This window comes from Antarctobacter aquimaris, from assembly GCF_900184945.1.
Taxonomy (GTDB): Bacteria; Pseudomonadota; Alphaproteobacteria; order Rhodobacterales; family Rhodobacteraceae; genus Maliponia; species Maliponia aquimaris.
The window spans coordinates 330857-346443 of sequence record NZ_FXYF01000004.1 but is presented as its reverse complement, the minus strand read 5'-3'; the positions used below and the strand labels follow the sequence as shown (position 1 = coordinate 346443).

Here is a 15587-nt window from a genome sequence, read left to right as displayed (position 1 = left end):
CCGCAGGGGACAGGGCCTCTGGCGGGAGTAAGTCCGCCAGGACGACGCGCAGGGGTCCTTTCCTCTCAGGTCATTTCTTCTTGCCGAGGCCGGAGAGGCCCGGGGGCAGGGCCGCGCCGCCGCCAAAGCCCGGCAGACCGCCGGGCAGGCCCTTGCCCATCTGCTTGGCGGCGGCTTCCAGCGCCTTGGGGTCCATGCCCTGGGCCATTTCCGGGGGCAGGCCGCCCTTGCCGCCGAACATGCCGCGCATGGCCTGTTTCAGCATGCCGCCCTTGCCCATCTTGCCCATCTTCTTCATCATGTCGGACATCTGGCGCTGCATCTTGAGCAGCTTGTTGAGGTCGGCGCCCTCCATTCCGGCACCCGCCGCGATGCGCTTTTTCCGGCTGGCCTGAAGCACCTGCGGGTTGGCGCGCTCCAGCTTGGTCATCGAATTGATGAGGGCGATCTGCTGTTTCAGGATCTTGTCGTCGATGCCGGCGCCGTCCAGCTGCTTGGCCATCTTGCCCATGCCAGGCAGCATCGACATCATGCCTTCCATCCCGCCCATCTTGATCATCTGGTCGAGCTGCATCTTGAGGTCGTTCATGTTGAACTGACCCTTCTGAAAGCGCTTCATCATGCGCTCGGCCTGTTCGGCTTCCAGCGTGGCCTGCGCCTTTTCCACCAGCGCGACGATGTCGCCCATGCCCAGGATGCGGCCGGCGACGCGCTCGGGCTCGAAGGTCTCGAGCGCCTCCATCTTTTCGCCAAGACCGACGAACTTGATCGGCTTGCCGGTGACGGCGCGCATCGACAGCGCGGCACCGCCGCGGCCGTCGCCGTCCATCCGGGTCAGCACCACGCCGGTGATGCCGATGCGGTTGTCGAAATTCTCGGCGGTGTGCACCGCGTCCTGGCCGGTCAGGCCGTCGACCACCAGCAGCGTCTCGCGCGGGTTGGCGACGTCGCGCACCGCCTCGACCTGGGCCATCAATTCGTCGTCGATCGACAGGCGGCCGGCGGTGTCCAGCATGTAGACGTCGTAGCCGCCCAGCCCCGCCTGCGTCTTGGTGCGCTTCGCGATGGCGACCGGGTCCTCGCCCTTGACGATGGGCAGGGTGTCGACGCCGATCTGCTTGCCCAGGATGGCCAGCTGTTCCATGGCGGCGGGGCGGTTGACGTCCAGCGAGGCCATCAGCACCTTCTTGCCCTCGCGCTCTTTCAGGCGCTTGGCCAGCTTGGCGGTCGTCGTGGTCTTGCCGCCGCCCTGAAGGCCGACCATCAGGATCGGCGCGGGGGGGCTGTCGATGCGCAGTTTGCCGGGTTCGCCTTCGCCCGCCAGCACGGCGATCAGCTCGTCATGGACGATCTTGACGACCTGCTGGCCGGGGGTGATCGACTTGGTGACCGCGGACCCGGTTGCCTTCTTCTCGACGGCCTTGATGAACTGCCGCGCCACGGGCAGCGACACGTCGGCCTCCAGCAGGGCGACGCGCACTTCGCGCAGGGCGGTGCGGACGTCGTCCTCGGTCAGGGCGCCCTGCTTGGTCAGCCGGTCGAACACGCCGCCAAGGCGTTCGGAGAGATTTTCGAACATGAGGCAGCGCCTCCTTCTCTACGTCAATGGTGTCCTCCAAGGTAGGGAGGGACAACCGGCATCCCAATCGGTGCGGGCCAATGCCGGTTGGCCCCCGTGGGCGCAACGCGCTGACGGAGGGCGATCCCGGGCAAAGCCCAAGGGACCGGAAGGCCAGAGCGCTCCCGGAAACAGGCTGCGTATAGTGAGCATCGGGGCGCCGAGTCAAGGGCCGGTGGCGTCAGTCGCCCTCGGCCACGCCCAGCCAGGCGTTGATGGCGCGTGAGAGGCGGCCCTTGCGCCAGCCGCCGGACCCGTAGCCGCGGCTCAGCGAATGGGCTTCGGCGGTTCCGTCCCGCGTCACGACCAGCACAAGATTGTACTGTCGGCGGCCGGAAAGGCGCTGGCGCAGCACCCTTGCCCGCTGGACGCTGTCCAGCGGAAACGCCGCCTCGCGTGCGCCGAACAGGCTGGCGAAGCGCAGGGTGGCGCGGTTGGCGGGCCGGTCAAACACGACATGCGTACGCAACGACAAGAGCCAGGCACCAAGCGCCAACAGGCCAAGCCCGATGGCGGAAAAGATCGCGCCCTGCGCTTCACCCGCGCCCAGGGCTGCAAGGCCCAGCGCGGCGCAGAGCACCCCGAGGACCAGCAGGATCATGCCGGACAGCCAGGATTGGACCTTGGCTTCGAACCGGTCGGGGGTGGTGACGGTGACGCGCATCCCGTCAGGCTAGGCGCGCCGGTCACCGCCGTCAAATCCCGGCGCCGGAAAGCGCGGCGCCGGGTATCAGGTCGGATCAGGCTGCCAGCCGCTCGAGGTCTTCGGTGGCGCGGGCTTTCGACGCCTCGGCGTCCACCATCAGCCGGTCCGACCGCACCACCTGCACATCGGTGATGCCGACAAAGCCCAGCACGTGGCGCAGCCAGGGCGTGGCAAAGTCGATCGGGCTGTCGATCTCGGTGCCGCCGGAGGCCAGCGCGAGGATCACGCGCTTGCCCTCCAGCAGGCCGACCGGGCCCGCCTCGGTATAGCGGAAGGTCAGACCGGCGCGGGCAACCATGTCGAACCAGGCCTTGAGCGACGATGGCACGCCAAAGTTGTAGATCGGCGTTGCGATGACGATGGTGTCGGCGCTGCGCAGTTCCTCGATCATCGCGTCCGACAGGGCCAGGCGGGCGCGCTGGTCCGGGGTGCGCTGATCTGCGGGCGTCATGTTGGCGGCCAGCCAGCGCCCGTCGATCTGCGGCACGGTTTCCGACAGGTCGCGGATCACGACGGTGTCGGGCTTGAGCCGGGCGAGGATGTCGTCGCCCAGCTGGCGGCTGACAGAGCCATCGGTGCGGGCAGAGGCGTCGATGCGGAGAACGGTCTTGGTCATGGATCGGGTCCTTGGGGATGTGTCTGTTGTATGCCGATCAAATTGGCACTTGCGATGACGAACACAATTGGCGAAAAAACGCATGAGCTGTGAGTGAGCGCACATAATGACCGGAGGGTCCGATGGACAACTGGGATGAGATCCGCACCGCGTTCCAGGTGGCGCGGCTGGGCACCGTCAGCGGCGCGGCCGAGGTGCTGGGCGTGCACCATGCCACGGTGATCCGGCACATCGACGCGCTGGAGGCGCGGGTCGGGGTCAAGCTGTTCCAGCGTCATGCGCGCGGCTACACCGCGACCGAGGCCGGGCAGGACCTGATGCGCGTGGCGCAGACCACCGACGACCAGTTCCAGCAGCTCGAAGGGCGGATCAAGGGGCGCGGCAACGAGGTCGCGGGCGAGTTGATGGTGACCTCGCTGATTTCCTTTGCGCCGATGATGGTGCCGGCGCTGGCCAGCTTTCGCGCGGCGCACCCCGAGGTCATCGTGCGTTTTCTCACCGACGACCGGGTGTTTCGGCTGGAATACGGCGAGGCGCATGTCGCCCTGCGCGCCGGTCCCGCGCCGCAGGAACCCGACAACGTGGTGCAGCCCTTCTCACGGCAGGACATCGCCCTCTATGCCCACCGCGATTACATCGCGGCACGCGGGCTGCCCGAGGACGAGGAGGCGCTCAAGGCGCATGATTTCGTCGCGCATGACGACCCGGACAGCCGCGCGCCGTTCCAGCGCTGGCTGCGCGCGCGCATCCCCTATGACCGCGTGGTGTTCCGCAGCACCGACGCGCGGGTGATCGAGGCGGCGATCATCGAGGGCGCGGGCCTGGGTTTCATGGGCACGCGCGAGGCCGAACGGCACCCGGAACTGGTCCAGGTCATGCCCCCGCACGAGGAATGGACCTCGCCGCTGTGGCTGGTGACCCACGTGGACCTGCACCGCACGGCCAAGGTGCAGGCCTTCCTGACGCACCTGAAGACCTTTGCCGGCGAAGGCTCTGCCCGATGAGCGAGGCGGGCAAGGGCCACCTGGCCATGCTGGTCTTTGCGGTGCTGGTGTCGGGATCGTTCTCGCTGGGCGGAATGGCGGCGCCTTTCATCGACCCGGCGGTGCTGAACGCGGTGCGCTTCGTGATCGCGGCGGCGGTGCTCTGGGGTTGGGCGCTGGCGACGGGCAGGGTGACGCGCGCGGCCGTCGCCGCCCCGTGGCGCTACTTTGTGCTGGCGGGGCTGTTCGTGATCTACTTCGTCACCATGTTCGAAGGGCTGAAGACCGCGCCCCCGGTCAGCATGGCGGCGGTCTTTACCCTGAACCCGGCGCTGACGGCGGTCTTTGGCTACATCATCGTCCGGCAGGTGACGACGCCGCGCATGGCGCTGGCGATCCTGGTGGGCGGGGTCGGCGCGCTCTGGGTGATCTTCGACGCGGACTGGCAAGCGCTGCTGCGCTTCGAGGTGGGTCGCGGCGAGGCGATCTATTTCTGGGGCTGCGTGGCGCACGCGATGTACACCCCCATGCTGCGCCTCCTGAGCCGGGGCGAGCCGGGGGTGGTCTTCAACGCGGGGATCCTGTCGGCCGGCGCGCTGATCCTGTGCGTCTGGGCCGCGCGGGATCTCTGGGCGATGGACTGGCAGTCTGTTCCGGCCATTGTCTGGTGGACGATCCTCTACGTCGCCTTCGCCGCGACCGGCATCACCTTCGTGATCCTGCGCTTTGCCACCCTGCGGCTGCCGGCGGCCAAGGTCATGGCCTATACCTACATCGTGCCATCGACCGTGATCCTGTGGGAACTGGCGCTGGGGCAGGGCGTGCCGGGGCTGGCGATCCTGCCCGGGGTGGCGCTGACGGCCTTGTCATTGCTGCTGCTGGTGAAGGACGAGGAGAAGGCGCGCGCTCCGGTCTCCTGACCGACGTGGGCGCTGGCGGGAAAGGGCTTTGGAAAGCCCTTTCAACGCGCTTGCAAGCGCGTTGCCCGCGCTTCGTCCCGCGCGCGGCTCTTGCTATCAGCTGTCCGGGGTCTCGGTCGGCGGGGCCAGTTCCTGTTCCAGGAAGCGTTCGAAACCGTCAAGGTCGAACTGGTCGAACTGGCCAAAGGCCTGCATCCAGATCGACGCCTCGCGCAGGGCGTCCGGCTCCAGCTTGCACCACTTCACCCGGCCGCGCTTGTCCTGGCTGATGAGGCCCGCGTTGGTCAGCACGGTGAGGTGCTTGGAAATCGCCGCCAGCGACATCTCGAACGGCTCGGCGACATCGGTCACGGCCATGTCGTCCTCCAGCAGCATCGACAGGATGCGGCGGCGCGTGGGGTCCGCCAGCGCGGCAAAGACGGCGTCGAGGCGGGCGGTCATCGCGGCGCGAGGAGGAAGCGGGCGACCGCCTCGGCCAGCCCGGCGGCCAGCGGGATGGCAGGGTCCGCGTAGGTGGCAAGGTTGGCGTCGCGGCTGTCATCGCCGGCGGTCTTGAGCGCGTGGGTAATGCCTGGAAGCGCGATGGCCTCGACCTGCGGCAGCGCGGCGGACAGGCGTTCGGCATCCACTGCCGCGATCTGCAAGTCCGCCGAGCCGCGGATCAGCAGCACCGGCAGGGTGACCTCCGCCGCCGCCTCGGCCGGATCGAAGCCGAAGAGATCCATCAGGAAGGGCTGGACGGCGGGGTGGAACAGGCCCTGTAACGGCGTCGGCAGGCTGGCGGGGTCGACGGTCTGCCCGGCGATCAGCGACACGATCGCGCGCTTGGCGGCCTCCATGTGGGGGTCAAGCGCGGGCACCCCGTTCAACTGCTCCAGCAGGATCTGGCTGACCGGCCGCCCGGGAGGGGCCAGCAACACGAGGCCGCAGAGATCGTCGCGCGCCTGCGCCGTCTTCAGCGTCACCAACGCCCCTTCGGAATGGCCGATCAGCCAGAGACACGGCAGGCCGGTCCGGTCCCTGGCCATGTCGATCCAGCCGCCGGCGTCCTGCGCGTACAGCCCCAGCGTGACGGCGTTCGGATCCCCTGTGCTGGCACCGATGCCGCGCTTGTCGGCGCGCAGGGTGGCGATGCCGCGCGCGGCCAGGGCCTCGGCCAGCTGGCGGTAGGCATCCGTGGACAGCCCGGCCGCAGAGTTTCCGTCCCGGTCCGTCGGGCCCGAGCCGGGAAGGATCAGCGCGGCGGCGGCCGGGTTGTCCGGCGCGCTCCAGGTGCCCCGAAGCACCGCGTCGGGGCGGGTGAGCGTCACCTCTTCGGCGGTCAGCTGTGACGCTGTCAGGGCAAGCGAAAGGCAGAGGGCAAGGGCGGTGCGCATGGCGATAATCCTGTCGTGTGCCATGGGTGTGAGCGGCGCGCAGGAAAAACTCAACCGCTAAGTTGAATGTGCATTTGCAGCGAAATCAGCGGTCTGGCGGAGTGCGGCGGAATGACCGCATGGTGGGAGGTCGAGAAAATTCCAAGCATAAACAGGTAGTTGATCGTCCAGTTTGCCCGGACTCCCGCGTGTTGACTCGTGGCCCCGCCCGGCATAGCACCATGACGACCCTGAGCGGAGCCGACCCACACGTGAGCGACCCCGACCCCAAGCGCAAGCTGGACGACCTGGACGCCAAGCTGGCCGCCTACAAGGCAGGCCAGAAAGTGGGGAAGACCCATCAGGAAGAGCACTACAGCCAGGCCAACATCGCCTGGCGGATGGTGACGGAGATGGTGGCCGGACTGGGGATCGGCTTCGGGATCGGATACGGTCTCGATATCCTGCTGGGCACCGCGCCGTTCCTGATGGTGGTGTTCGCACTGCTGGGCATCGCCGCGGGCATCAAGGTGATGCTGCGCACGGCGAAAGAGGTCCAGGCGAAACAGGCCTCGGCCGGCGGCGCGGCACCGCGCCCCGACGAGGGCAAGGACTAGCGCCCCGACGGGGGCAACTGACGACAGCGCCCGGGTCACCGGAGCGGATGAGGGGAAAAGAGATGGCGACCGAGACGCATGACGCAGCCGCCGAGAGCAGCAGCCTTGTGTTCCACCCGATGGACCAGTTCATCGTCAAGCCGCTGTTCGGACACGGCGGCGACGTGGGCATGTTCACCATCACCAACGTGACGCTGTGGCTGTTCCTGGCCATCGTGGTGATCGTTCTGCTGATGGTGGTGGGCACCTCCAAGCGGGCCATCGTGCCGTCGCGCAGCCAGTCGATCGCGGAACTGGCCTACGGCTTTGTCTACAAGATGGTCGAGGATGTGACCGGCAAGGACGGGCTGAAGTACTTCCCCTACATCATGACCCTGTTCATGTTCATCGTGTCGGCCAACTTCCTTGGCCTGCTGCCCAAGAGCTTTACCACCACCTCGCATTTTGCGGTGACCGTGGTGCTGGCGATGGCAGTGTTCCTGACCGTGACCATCCTGGGTTTTGTCAAGAACGGCGCCTCCTTCCTGGGCCTGTTCTGGGTGTCGAGCGCGCCGCTGGCGCTGCGCCCGATCCTCGCGATCATCGAACTGATCTCCTACTTCGTGCGTCCGGTCAGCCACAGCATTCGTCTTGCCGGCAACGTCATGGCAGGTCACGCGGTGATCAAGGTCTTTGCCGGCTTTGCCGCTATCGCCGTGATCTCGCCGATCTCGGTCCTGGCGATCACCGCGATGTACGGGCTGGAGATCCTCGTGTCCTTCATCCAGGCCTACGTGTTCACGATCCTGACCTGCGTGTACCTCAAGGACGCGCTGCACCCGCATCATTAAGGGCGGTGGGTTGAAAACCCACCCTACCCGACGAACAACCCGAATACTCAACTTCCAATCGTAAGGAGAATCTCAATGGAAGGCGATCTCGCACACATCGGCGCAGGCCTGGCAGCAATCGGTTCCGGCGCAGCCGCAATCGGGGTGGGCAACGTGGCCGGCAACTTCCTGGCAGGCGCCCTGCGCAACCCGTCGGCCGCCGCCGGCCAGACTGCCACGCTCTTCATCGGCATCGCATTCGCAGAAGCGCTGGGCATCTTCGCCTTCCTCGTTTCGCTGCTGCTGATGTTCGCCGTCTGATCCACGGAACGTAAAGATCCTTACGCGCGGGCGGTCACGGCGCAGGCCCTGACCGCCCGATGTAGAGACAAGTTCCGACGGAGGACACAATGGCGACCGAAACTACAGGTGCCGAAGCTGTCAGCGCATGCGTGGACTCGCACGGCTCTGCCGTCGGGATGCCGCAACTCTGCGGTGACTGGATCGGCAACCAGGTCTTCTGGCTGGTGATCACGCTTGTCGTGATCTACTTCGTGCTGGCCCGCATTGCCCTGCCGCGCATCGCGGCGGTTCTGGCGGAACGCCAGGGGACCATCACAAACGACATCGCCGCCGCCGAAGAGCTGAAGCGCAAGGCCGAACGGGCCGAAACCGCTTATCAGAAGGCGCTTGCCGATGCCCGGGCCGAGGCCCAGACCATCGCGCAGAAGGCGCGTGACGAAATCAAGGCCGAACTCGGCGTCGCGCTGGCCAAGGCCGACGCGGAAATCGCCGCCAAGGCGGCCGAGTCGGAAAAGGCCATCGGCGAGATCCGCGAAAGCGCTCTGGCCCATGTCGAAGTCGTGGCCAAGGACACCGCCGCCGCCATCGTGGCAGCGCTGGGCGGCTCTGCGGACGACGCCAAGATCGCGGCCGCGGTCGATGCGCAGCTCAAGGGGTAAGGCCATGAAGAAACTCATCCTTCCCGCCCTGTTCGCGCTGGCCGCATCGCCGGCCGCCGCAGCCTCGGGTCCGTTCTTCTCGCTGAAGAACACCGATTTCATCGTGACGCTGGGCTTCATCACCTTTCTTGCGGTGCTGGTCTACTTCAAGGTCCCCGGCATGCTGGCCGGTCTGCTGGACAAGCGGGCCGAAGGCATCCAGTCGGACCTCGACGAGGCCCGCAAGCTGCGTGAGGAGGCCCAGAGCCTGCTGGCCAGCTACGAGCGCAAGCAGCGTGAAGTCCGGGAACAGGCTGACCGTATCATCGCCCACGCCCGCCAGGAGGCCGAACTGGCCGCCGAACAGGCCAAGGCCGACATCCAGCATTCGATTGCCCGCCGTCTGCAGGCGGCCGAAAGCCAGCTGGCCTCGGCCGAGGCATCGGCCATCCGCGAAGTGCGTGACCGCGCCGCAGCGGTGGCGATTGCCGCCGCCCGCAAGGTCGTCGCCGGCGAGATGACGGCCGATCGTGCCGGTCAGCTGATCGACAGCGCCATTGCCGAGGTGGGTGCCAAGCTGCACTGAGCCGCGCAAGCACGGCAGACGGACAGGCCCGGCACCGCGCCGGGCCTTCCGCGTTTTGGCAGGCCTGCCGCACGGGCCTGCGCACCAGGCACAGCGCGACCGCGGGTCAACACGCGGCGCGCCTGACAAGAGGCAGAGCAGTGGCACATCTCATCGTCTTCGGAAACGAAAAGGGCGGCGCGGGCAAATCCACCGTCGCCATGCACGTCGCAACGGCGCTGGCCCGCATGGGGCATTCCGTCGGCACGCTGGACCTGGACCTGCGGCAGCAGAGCCTGGGGCGCTACCTGTCGAACCGCCGCGCCTGGCTGAAGAAAGAGGGCCACGACCTCGCCGTGCCCTTCTGGATGCCGCTGCCCGAACCGGACCCCGAGGCGGTGACCGCCGGCGAGCAACCCGCCGACAACCGCCTGCGCCGCGCGGTGGAAAAGCTGCGCGACACCCATGATTTCATCGTGATCGACTGCCCCGGCGCCTACACGCGGCTGGCGCAGGTCGCGCACGCCATGGCCGACACGCTGGTCACGCCGCTCAACGACAGCTTTGTCGACTTCGACCTGCTGGCGCGGATCGAAGGCGACGGCGAAAAGATCCTCGGCCCCTCGGTCTATGCCGAGATGGTCTGGTCGGCGCGGCAGTTGCGCGCCAAGAACGGGCTAAAGCCGATGGACTGGATCGTTCTGCGCAACCGGGTCGGCGCGCAGCAGATGATCAACAAGGCCAAGATGGAAAAGGCCGTGGCCATGCTGTCCAAGCGCATCGGCTTTCGCGTAGGACCCGGTTTTTCCGAGCGCGTGGTGTTCCGCGAGCTGTTTCCGCGCGGGCTGACCCTGCTGGATCTGAGGGACATCGGCGTGCGCAGCCTCAGCATCTCCAACATCGCCGCGCGGCAGGAGGTGCGCGATCTGATGAAGGCGCTGAAATTGCCCGGGGTCCAGGTATCCTTCTGAGCAGCCCCTTGAGAAACCTGAGACAGCGTCGTGCGCGGGTTCTTCATCCGGTTCCCCTTGCGCTCCTGTCGCCCACTGACCTGCATGAAAAGAGGCCGGACCCGAAGGCCCGACCCCAGTTTGCGACCGAGTCGATCGGAGGGTTACTCGGCCGGAACAGCCTGCGCGCGGGCGGGCGCAAAGTGCTGACGGTTCAGGCGCAGCACCAGGGCGATGGCAACGATCTGCGAGGCGATGGCCAGCCCGGTGACGCCCCAGTAGGCCAGGTCGTACTTGGCGATCACCCCGGCGCCGACCAGCCCCTTGTTCACGTAGAAATGCAGCATCACCGACAGCGCGACGAAGGGGCAGACCAACGCGTAGGACCCGGCCGAAGTCTTCGTTCCCAGCACGAAGTCGGCGAAGTATCCCTGCGCCTTCAGCACCACTGCGCCGAGGCCGAGGAAGGTCAGCTGGATCGCCAGCAGCCGGGTCAGAAAGACCAGCGATTCGCCAGCGTTGTCATGGGCGTCAAAGGTGGTGTGCAGTCCGTGTTCCTGCCGCAGGAACATGATGCCAAGCACGGTGACGATGGGGACAATGATCATCAGGGTCGGGCCGGCCTCGCGCGCGGTGCCGTGTTGCAGCATCGAGGCAAAGGCGGTGATCGCGGCCACGGCGGCATAGAGGATGGCCACGGTCCCCAGGATCGTCGAGATGATGAGCGAGACACCCACCGTTGTCGGCGCGGTGCTCATGGCGGCGGGGGCGGCAAAGCCGACGGCGATCATCGCCACGGCAAAGGCCGGGGTCAGCTGGGCAAACGAATTGTGCGCGGTGACGTCAAAGATCCCGCCCTTGGCCAGCACACGACCGAGGAAGGCGCCGATCTGCCGGAAGGCCAGCACCGCGATCAGGCCAAAGGCGACCATCGCCATGGGAAAGAGGTATTCGACCACGCTCCACAGCTTGGGCACGAAGACGAGCCCGAGGATGAAGCCGACGTTGACCGTCATCGCCAGCGCCAGCGGCATGGCCGTCAGCGTCGATTCGGCGTTCGAGGCGCGCAGGGTCTCGTAGGCGCCGGTCTTCTTGTAGGCGCCGAAGGACTGGAGGTTCCAGACCAGCGACTTGATGTTGAGAAAGGCGAAGAAGGCGATGCCGGCAAGCGCGATTGCGATGGCCGTCTGCATCAGCGGGCCACGGGTGGACCAGGCGGCCATGATGTCTTCGAACACGGGCACCGGCTGGCCCGGGTGCGGGACCCAGAACATCAGCACCATGAAGAAGCTGACGACGATTCCACCGGCGCCGACCGACGCGAGGAAGTAGATCGGTGAATAATTGTCTGCGGGGCGGTGTGTCTGCGGGACCATCGGGGCCTCCTGTGTGGTCGCATTCAAATTCTCGTTTCGGAATATATAAACATTCGGACAATGGAATGTAAAGCGGGAAACGCGCGTCGGTCCACTGGACCCACTCGGCCGTTAACCGTCTGGTAACCAAGATACGGCAAGCTGTACCGATGCGAGTGTTTCCCTGTGTTCTCCTTGCCGGCCTCGCCGCGTGTGACGTGGCGGGGCCGGGTTTCCTTGGGGCGCCAAAGGTGGACCGCACGGTCGAGGGATCGCGCTTTTCGCTGCGCTTTCGCGGCGACCTGGTCGAGGCGATCCGCACCTCTCCCGAAGCCTTTCCAAGGTTCGAGGCCGTGGCCCGCAAGGCCGGGATCGCCGCCCAGATCGAAAGCGGTTGCCGTGCCGCCTGGGTCGAGGGGGATCCGTCGATGATGTGGATCGGCCTGTCCTGTGATGGACAACCGGCGCCCAAGATGCCCCGTCGACCCCGGACCCTTTATTGCGACATCGACGGCGCCGACCTGCGCGGCGGACGGATGACCGGCGCCTTGACGTGCTCAAAGTGACCGTATGTCCGCAATATCTTGTGGAGAAAGGGCGAGAACCCGCCATATAGGCCACGGCTTTCTTGACTCGGGCCCCCCGCCGCGCGCACCCTGAAGACCCTAGACGGAATCGGGTGCGGAACCTTGCGTTTTACCAGACTCAGACTCACCGGCTTCAAGAGCTTCGTCGATCCGACGGATCTGATCATCAATCCCGGCCTGACCGGGGTGGTCGGACCGAACGGCTGCGGCAAGTCCAACCTGCTGGAGGCGTTGCGCTGGGTCATGGGCGAAACCCGGGCCAAGGCGATGCGCGGCGGCGGCATGGAGGATGTGATCTTTGCCGGGGCGGCCACCCGTCCGGCGCGCAACTTTGCCGAGGTCTGTCTGACCATCGACAATGGCGACCGCCTGGCGCCCTCGGGCTTCAACGACAGCGACCACCTGGAGATCGTCCGGCGGATCACCCGCGATGTGGGCAGCGCCTACAAGGTCAACGCCAAGGACACCCGCGCCCGCGACGTGCAGATGCTGTTTGCCGATGCGGCCACGGGCGCGACCTCGCCCGCGCTGGTGCGGCAGGGACAGATCAGCGAGCTGATCAACGCCAAGCCCAAGAATCGCCGCAAGGTGCTGGAGGACGCCGCCGGGATCGGTGGCCTCTACGCGCGGCGGCACGAGGCGGAACTGAAGCTCAACAGCACCGAGCAGAACCTGCTGCGGGTCGACGATGTGATCGAGCAGTTGGCCACGCAGCTGGCGCAACTGGAACGGCAGGCACGGCAGGCGGCCCGCTACCGCGCCATCGGCACGGAATTGCGGCAGGCCGAAGGGATTCTGTTGTACCGCCGCTGGCGCGAGGCCGATGACGCCCGCGCCACCGCCGACGCCGCGCTGCGCGAGGCGGTGAGCGCGGCCGCAAAGGCCGAGCTGGCGGCACGCGCGGCGGAAAAGCTGCGCGGCGAACGCGAGGAAAAGCTGCCGCCGCTGCGCGAGGAAGAGGCCATCGCCGCGGCGGTGCTGCAACGCCTGATCGTCCAGCGCGACACCCTGACCGATCAGGAGCGGCAGGCAGCGGCGCGAATCGAGACCCTGAAGAACCGGATTGCCCAGCTGGCTTTGGACATGGAGCGCGAAGCCGGTCTGAACCGTGACGCCGGCGAGACGATCGAGCGGCTGGAATGGGAACAACGAGAGCTGGCCAAGGCCTCCGAAGGGCACGACGCGCGGCTGGCCGAGGCGCACGAGGCCGCCCGTGAGGCGGCGCAGGTCTTGCAGGAGCGCGAGGCCGATCTGGCGCAGCAGACCGAGGACGTGGCGCGCCTTGCGGCGCGGCACCAGTCGGCGCAGCGCTACCTCGTCGATTGCCGCAAGCAGGTCGAGCGCAATGAGGGCGAGGCGGTCCGCGCGCGTGAGGCCGTCAGCGCGGCACGGGGCGCGTTGGAGCGGTCCCGCGAGGCGGCCGAAGAGGCGCTGGAGCGGCTCTCCGAGGCGCAGGCCGGGGCCGAAGAGGCCGAAGAGGCGCTGACCGAGGCCGAAACCGAGCGTGCCGAGACGCAATCGCGCGAGGCCGACGCCCGGGGCGAGAGGTCCGAGGCCGAAGGCCAGATGAACGCCCTGCGCGCCGAGGTGACGGCTCTGGCCCGGCTGCTGGACCGTGACACCGCCGAGGGTGGGCAGATCCTCGACGCGCTGAGCGTCACGGGCGGCTTTGAAAAGGCGCTGGGTGCGGCACTGGCGGATGACCTGCGCGCGCCCGAGGTGGACGAGGACGGCCCGACAGGCTGGCGCGTGCTGCCGGCCTATGACACCGCGCAACCGCTGCCCGAGGGCGTTGCGCCCCTGTCTGCGCATGTCGCAGTTCCGCAGGTGCTGGCGCGGCGCATGGCACAGGTGGGCCTTGTGTCCGGCGTGCGCGAGGGTAACCGCCTGCAAGCCGCGCTGAAGCCGGGTCAGCGGCTGGTCTCGCCCGAGGGTGACCTGTGGCGCTGGGACGGCTACCGCGCCTGGGCCGAGGATCAGCCTTCGGCCGCGGCGCTGCGGCTGGAACAGCTGAACCGGCTGGAGGCGCTGAAGAGGGAGATGGCCGAGGCGACCGCGCGACTGGAAGGCACGCAGGCAGCGCACGAGGCGCTGATGGCGCGGTTGCGGCAGCTGACCGAGGCCGACAAGGCCGCGCGCGAACGGCGTCGCGCGGCCGACCAGGCGGTGACCGAGGCGTCGCGCGCGCTCAGCCGCGCCGAGGCGGATCGGGACATGGCCGAGGGCAAGCTGGAAAGCGCCAGCCTGTCGGTCAAGCGCTACGAGGACGAGGCGGGTGCCGCACGCGGACAGCTGAAGGAGGCCGAGCGTGCGGTTGCCGGCCTCGACGACCTCGAGGAGGCCCGGATCAAGGCCGATGACGTGCGCATGACCGTCGAGGCGGCGCGGATGACCATGATGTCGCGGCGGTCGGCGCATGACGAGCTGCGTCGCGACGGCGAGGCGCGCAAGGGCCGCGGCCAGCAGGTGACCAAGGAGCTGTCGGGCTGGCGGCACCGGCTGGAGACGGCCGAGAAACGCGCGACCGAACTGGCCGAGCGCAAGGCGCACACAGAGGACGAGCTGGCCGAGGCGATGGACGTGCCCGGTGCGCTCCAGGCCCAACACGCGGAGCTGACCGAGGCGATGGAGCAGGCCGGGGCGCGCAAGGCCGAGGCGTCGGACGCGCTGTCGCTGGCCGAAGGCGCGCTGCGCGAGGCCATCGCGGCCGAGAGGGACGCCGAGCGGCTGGCCGGGGACGCACGCGAGGCCCGGGCCCGGGCCGAGGCGCGGGCCGAGGCGGCGCGCGAGACGGTGACCGCCGCCGCCGAGCGCATCTCGGACGAGTTGGAGACCACACCGGTCAAGCTGTTGGCGCAGCTGGACGTGGACCCCGACGCCATGCCGCGCGCCGACGAGATGGAGGCCGAGGTGTCGCGCCTCAAGCGGCAGCGTGACGCGTTGGGCGCGGTCAACCTGCGCGCCGAGGAGGACGCCCGCGCCGTGCAGGAAGAGCATGACGCGCTGGTGGCCGAAAAGACCGACCTGGAGGCCGCGATCAAGACGCTGCGTGCTGGCATCGCCAGCCTGAACCGTGAGGGCCGCGAGCGGCTGCTGACCGCCTTCGAGCAGGTGAACAGCAACTTCTCGATGCTGTTCACTCATCTCTTTGGCGGCGGCGAGGCCAGCCTGATGATGGTCGAGAGCGATGACCCGCTGGAAGCGGGGCTGGAGATCATGTGTCAGCCGCCGGGCAAGAAGCTGTCGACGCTCTCGCTGATGTCGGGCGGCGAACAGACGCTGACCTGTCTGGCGCTGATCTTTGCCGTGTTCATGGCCAACCCCTCGCCGATCTGCGTGCTGGACGAGGTCGACGCGCCGCTGGACGACGCCAACGTGACCCGCTTCTGCGACATGCTGGACGAGATGTGCCGCCGGACCGAGACGCGGTTCCTGATCATCACCCACCATGCGGTGACCATGGCGCGGATGGACCGGCTGTTCGGCGTCACCATGCAGGAACAGGGCGTGTCGCAGCTGGTGTCGGTGGACCTCAAGCGGGCCGAGAGCCTTGTGGCCTGACGGC

At 67.6% G+C, this 15587-nt stretch carries 16 protein-coding genes; 10 read left to right on the top strand and 6 right to left on the bottom strand.

Annotated features, from left to right (window positions below; all coding sequences use genetic code 11):
• Positions 1–70 precede the first annotated feature (70 nt).
• The 3 genes from ffh to MAA8898_RS09530 form a co-directional block, all read right to left on the bottom strand.
• On the bottom strand, positions 71–1579 hold the full coding sequence (gene ffh / locus MAA8898_RS09540; RefSeq protein ID WP_094020759.1) for a signal recognition particle protein: 1509 nt from the start codon (positions 1577–1579) through the stop codon (positions 71–73).
• A gap of 220 nt (positions 1580–1799) precedes the next feature.
• Positions 1800–2282 (bottom strand): hypothetical protein, encoded by a 483-nt coding sequence (locus MAA8898_RS09535; protein ID WP_094020758.1) that lies wholly within the window; start codon positions 2280–2282, stop codon positions 1800–1802.
• 76 nt (positions 2283–2358) lie between these two features.
• Positions 2359–2940 carry an FMN-dependent NADH-azoreductase gene (locus MAA8898_RS09530; protein WP_094020757.1) on the bottom strand — a complete coding sequence of 194 codons (582 nt, stop codon included), beginning with the start codon at positions 2938–2940 and terminating at the stop codon, positions 2359–2361.
• 122 nt (positions 2941–3062) lie between these two features.
• On the opposite strand from MAA8898_RS09530, the gene MAA8898_RS09525 reads away from it, so the two are divergent.
• The gene (locus MAA8898_RS09525; protein WP_094020756.1) at positions 3063–3944 is read left to right on the top strand and encodes a LysR family transcriptional regulator; all 882 of its coding nucleotides are present in this window, start codon (positions 3063–3065) and stop codon (positions 3942–3944) included.
• A complete protein-coding gene (locus MAA8898_RS09520; protein ID WP_094020755.1) occupies positions 3941–4843 on the top strand; it encodes a DMT family transporter in 903 nt (300 codons plus the stop codon). The genes MAA8898_RS09525 and MAA8898_RS09520 overlap by 4 nt, the downstream gene beginning before the upstream one ends.
• Before the next feature lie 96 nt (positions 4844–4939).
• Here the strand turns inward: MAA8898_RS09520 and MAA8898_RS09515 are convergent, their stop codons facing one another.
• Complete coding sequence (locus MAA8898_RS09515) at positions 4940–5284, bottom strand: ArsR/SmtB family transcription factor (protein ID WP_094020754.1); 345 nt, start codon at positions 5282–5284, stop codon at positions 4940–4942.
• Complete coding sequence (locus tag MAA8898_RS09510; protein ID WP_141194820.1) at positions 5281–6243, bottom strand: alpha/beta hydrolase; 963 nt, start codon at positions 6241–6243, stop codon at positions 5281–5283. The genes MAA8898_RS09515 and MAA8898_RS09510 overlap by 4 nt, the downstream gene beginning before the upstream one ends.
• 227 nt (positions 6244–6470) lie before the next feature.
• Between MAA8898_RS09510 and MAA8898_RS09505 the strand changes: the two genes are divergently transcribed.
• From MAA8898_RS09505 to MAA8898_RS09480, 6 genes are all read left to right on the top strand, one after another.
• Complete coding sequence (locus MAA8898_RS09505; RefSeq protein WP_094020752.1) at positions 6471–6815, top strand: AtpZ/AtpI family protein; 345 nt, start codon at positions 6471–6473, stop codon at positions 6813–6815.
• Positions 6816–6877: 62 nt separating this feature from the next.
• Positions 6878–7645 carry a F0F1 ATP synthase subunit A gene (locus MAA8898_RS09500; protein ID WP_094020751.1) on the top strand — a complete coding sequence of 256 codons (768 nt, stop codon included), beginning with the start codon at positions 6878–6880 and terminating at the stop codon, positions 7643–7645.
• A gap of 75 nt (positions 7646–7720) precedes the next feature.
• Complete coding sequence (locus tag MAA8898_RS09495) at positions 7721–7945, top strand: F0F1 ATP synthase subunit C (protein ID WP_072630388.1); 225 nt, start codon at positions 7721–7723, stop codon at positions 7943–7945.
• A gap of 89 nt (positions 7946–8034) precedes the next feature.
• A complete protein-coding gene (locus tag MAA8898_RS09490; RefSeq protein WP_094020750.1) occupies positions 8035–8586 on the top strand; it encodes a F0F1 ATP synthase subunit B' in 552 nt (183 codons plus the stop codon).
• Between the two features lie 4 nt (positions 8587–8590).
• Positions 8591–9151, top strand: coding sequence for a F0F1 ATP synthase subunit B (locus MAA8898_RS09485; RefSeq protein ID WP_094020749.1), 561 nt, complete (start codon positions 8591–8593; stop codon positions 9149–9151).
• Between the two features lie 140 nt (positions 9152–9291).
• Positions 9292–10101 carry a division plane positioning ATPase MipZ gene (locus tag MAA8898_RS09480; RefSeq protein WP_094020748.1) on the top strand — a complete coding sequence of 270 codons (810 nt, stop codon included), beginning with the start codon at positions 9292–9294 and terminating at the stop codon, positions 10099–10101.
• A gap of 143 nt (positions 10102–10244) precedes the next feature.
• On the opposite strand, the gene MAA8898_RS09475 is transcribed toward MAA8898_RS09480, so the two are convergent.
• Positions 10245–11456 carry a TsoY family (seleno)protein gene (locus MAA8898_RS09475; RefSeq protein ID WP_094020747.1) on the bottom strand — a complete coding sequence of 404 codons (1212 nt, stop codon included), beginning with the start codon at positions 11454–11456 and terminating at the stop codon, positions 10245–10247.
• A 230-nt stretch (positions 11457–11686) separates the two neighbouring features.
• Here MAA8898_RS09475 and MAA8898_RS09470 point away from each other — a divergent pair, with 230 nt between their 5' ends.
• The gene (locus MAA8898_RS09470; RefSeq protein WP_245853324.1) at positions 11687–12001 is read left to right on the top strand and encodes a hypothetical protein; all 315 of its coding nucleotides are present in this window, start codon (positions 11687–11689) and stop codon (positions 11999–12001) included.
• A 123-nt stretch (positions 12002–12124) separates the two neighbouring features.
• Positions 12125–15583 (top strand): chromosome segregation protein SMC, encoded by a 3459-nt coding sequence (gene smc, locus MAA8898_RS09465; protein ID WP_094020745.1) that lies wholly within the window; start codon positions 12125–12127, stop codon positions 15581–15583.
• Positions 15584–15587 lie beyond the last annotated feature (4 nt).

Bases quoted from the DNA above. Each gene is read 5' to 3' on its own strand.
- MAA8898_RS09475 (WP_094020747.1), bottom strand. From the start codon at position 11,456: ATGGTCCCGCAGACACACCGCCCCGCAGACAATTATTCACCGATCTAC.
- MAA8898_RS09485 (WP_094020749.1), top strand. From the start codon at position 8,591: ATGAAGAAACTCATCCTTCCCGCCCTGTTCGCGCTGGCCGCATCGCCG.
- MAA8898_RS09520 (WP_094020755.1), top strand. From the start codon at position 3,941: ATGAGCGAGGCGGGCAAGGGCCACCTGGCCATGCTGGTCTTTGCGGTG.
- MAA8898_RS09535 (WP_094020758.1), bottom strand. From the start codon at position 2,282: ATGCGCGTCACCGTCACCACCCCCGACCGGTTCGAAGCCAAGGTCCAA.
- ffh (WP_094020759.1), bottom strand. From the start codon at position 1,579: ATGTTCGAAAATCTCTCCGAACGCCTTGGCGGCGTGTTCGACCGGCTG.
- MAA8898_RS09495 (WP_072630388.1), top strand. From the start codon at position 7,721: ATGGAAGGCGATCTCGCACACATCGGCGCAGGCCTGGCAGCAATCGGT.
- MAA8898_RS09500 (WP_094020751.1), top strand. From the start codon at position 6,878: ATGGCGACCGAGACGCATGACGCAGCCGCCGAGAGCAGCAGCCTTGTG.
- MAA8898_RS09510 (WP_141194820.1), bottom strand. From the start codon at position 6,243: ATGGCACACGACAGGATTATCGCCATGCGCACCGCCCTTGCCCTCTGC.
- MAA8898_RS09515 (WP_094020754.1), bottom strand. From the start codon at position 5,284: ATGACCGCCCGCCTCGACGCCGTCTTTGCCGCGCTGGCGGACCCCACG.
- MAA8898_RS09530 (WP_094020757.1), bottom strand. From the start codon at position 2,940: ATGACCAAGACCGTTCTCCGCATCGACGCCTCTGCCCGCACCGATGGC.
- MAA8898_RS09490 (WP_094020750.1), top strand. From the start codon at position 8,035: ATGGCGACCGAAACTACAGGTGCCGAAGCTGTCAGCGCATGCGTGGAC.
- MAA8898_RS09525 (WP_094020756.1), top strand. From the start codon at position 3,063: ATGGACAACTGGGATGAGATCCGCACCGCGTTCCAGGTGGCGCGGCTG.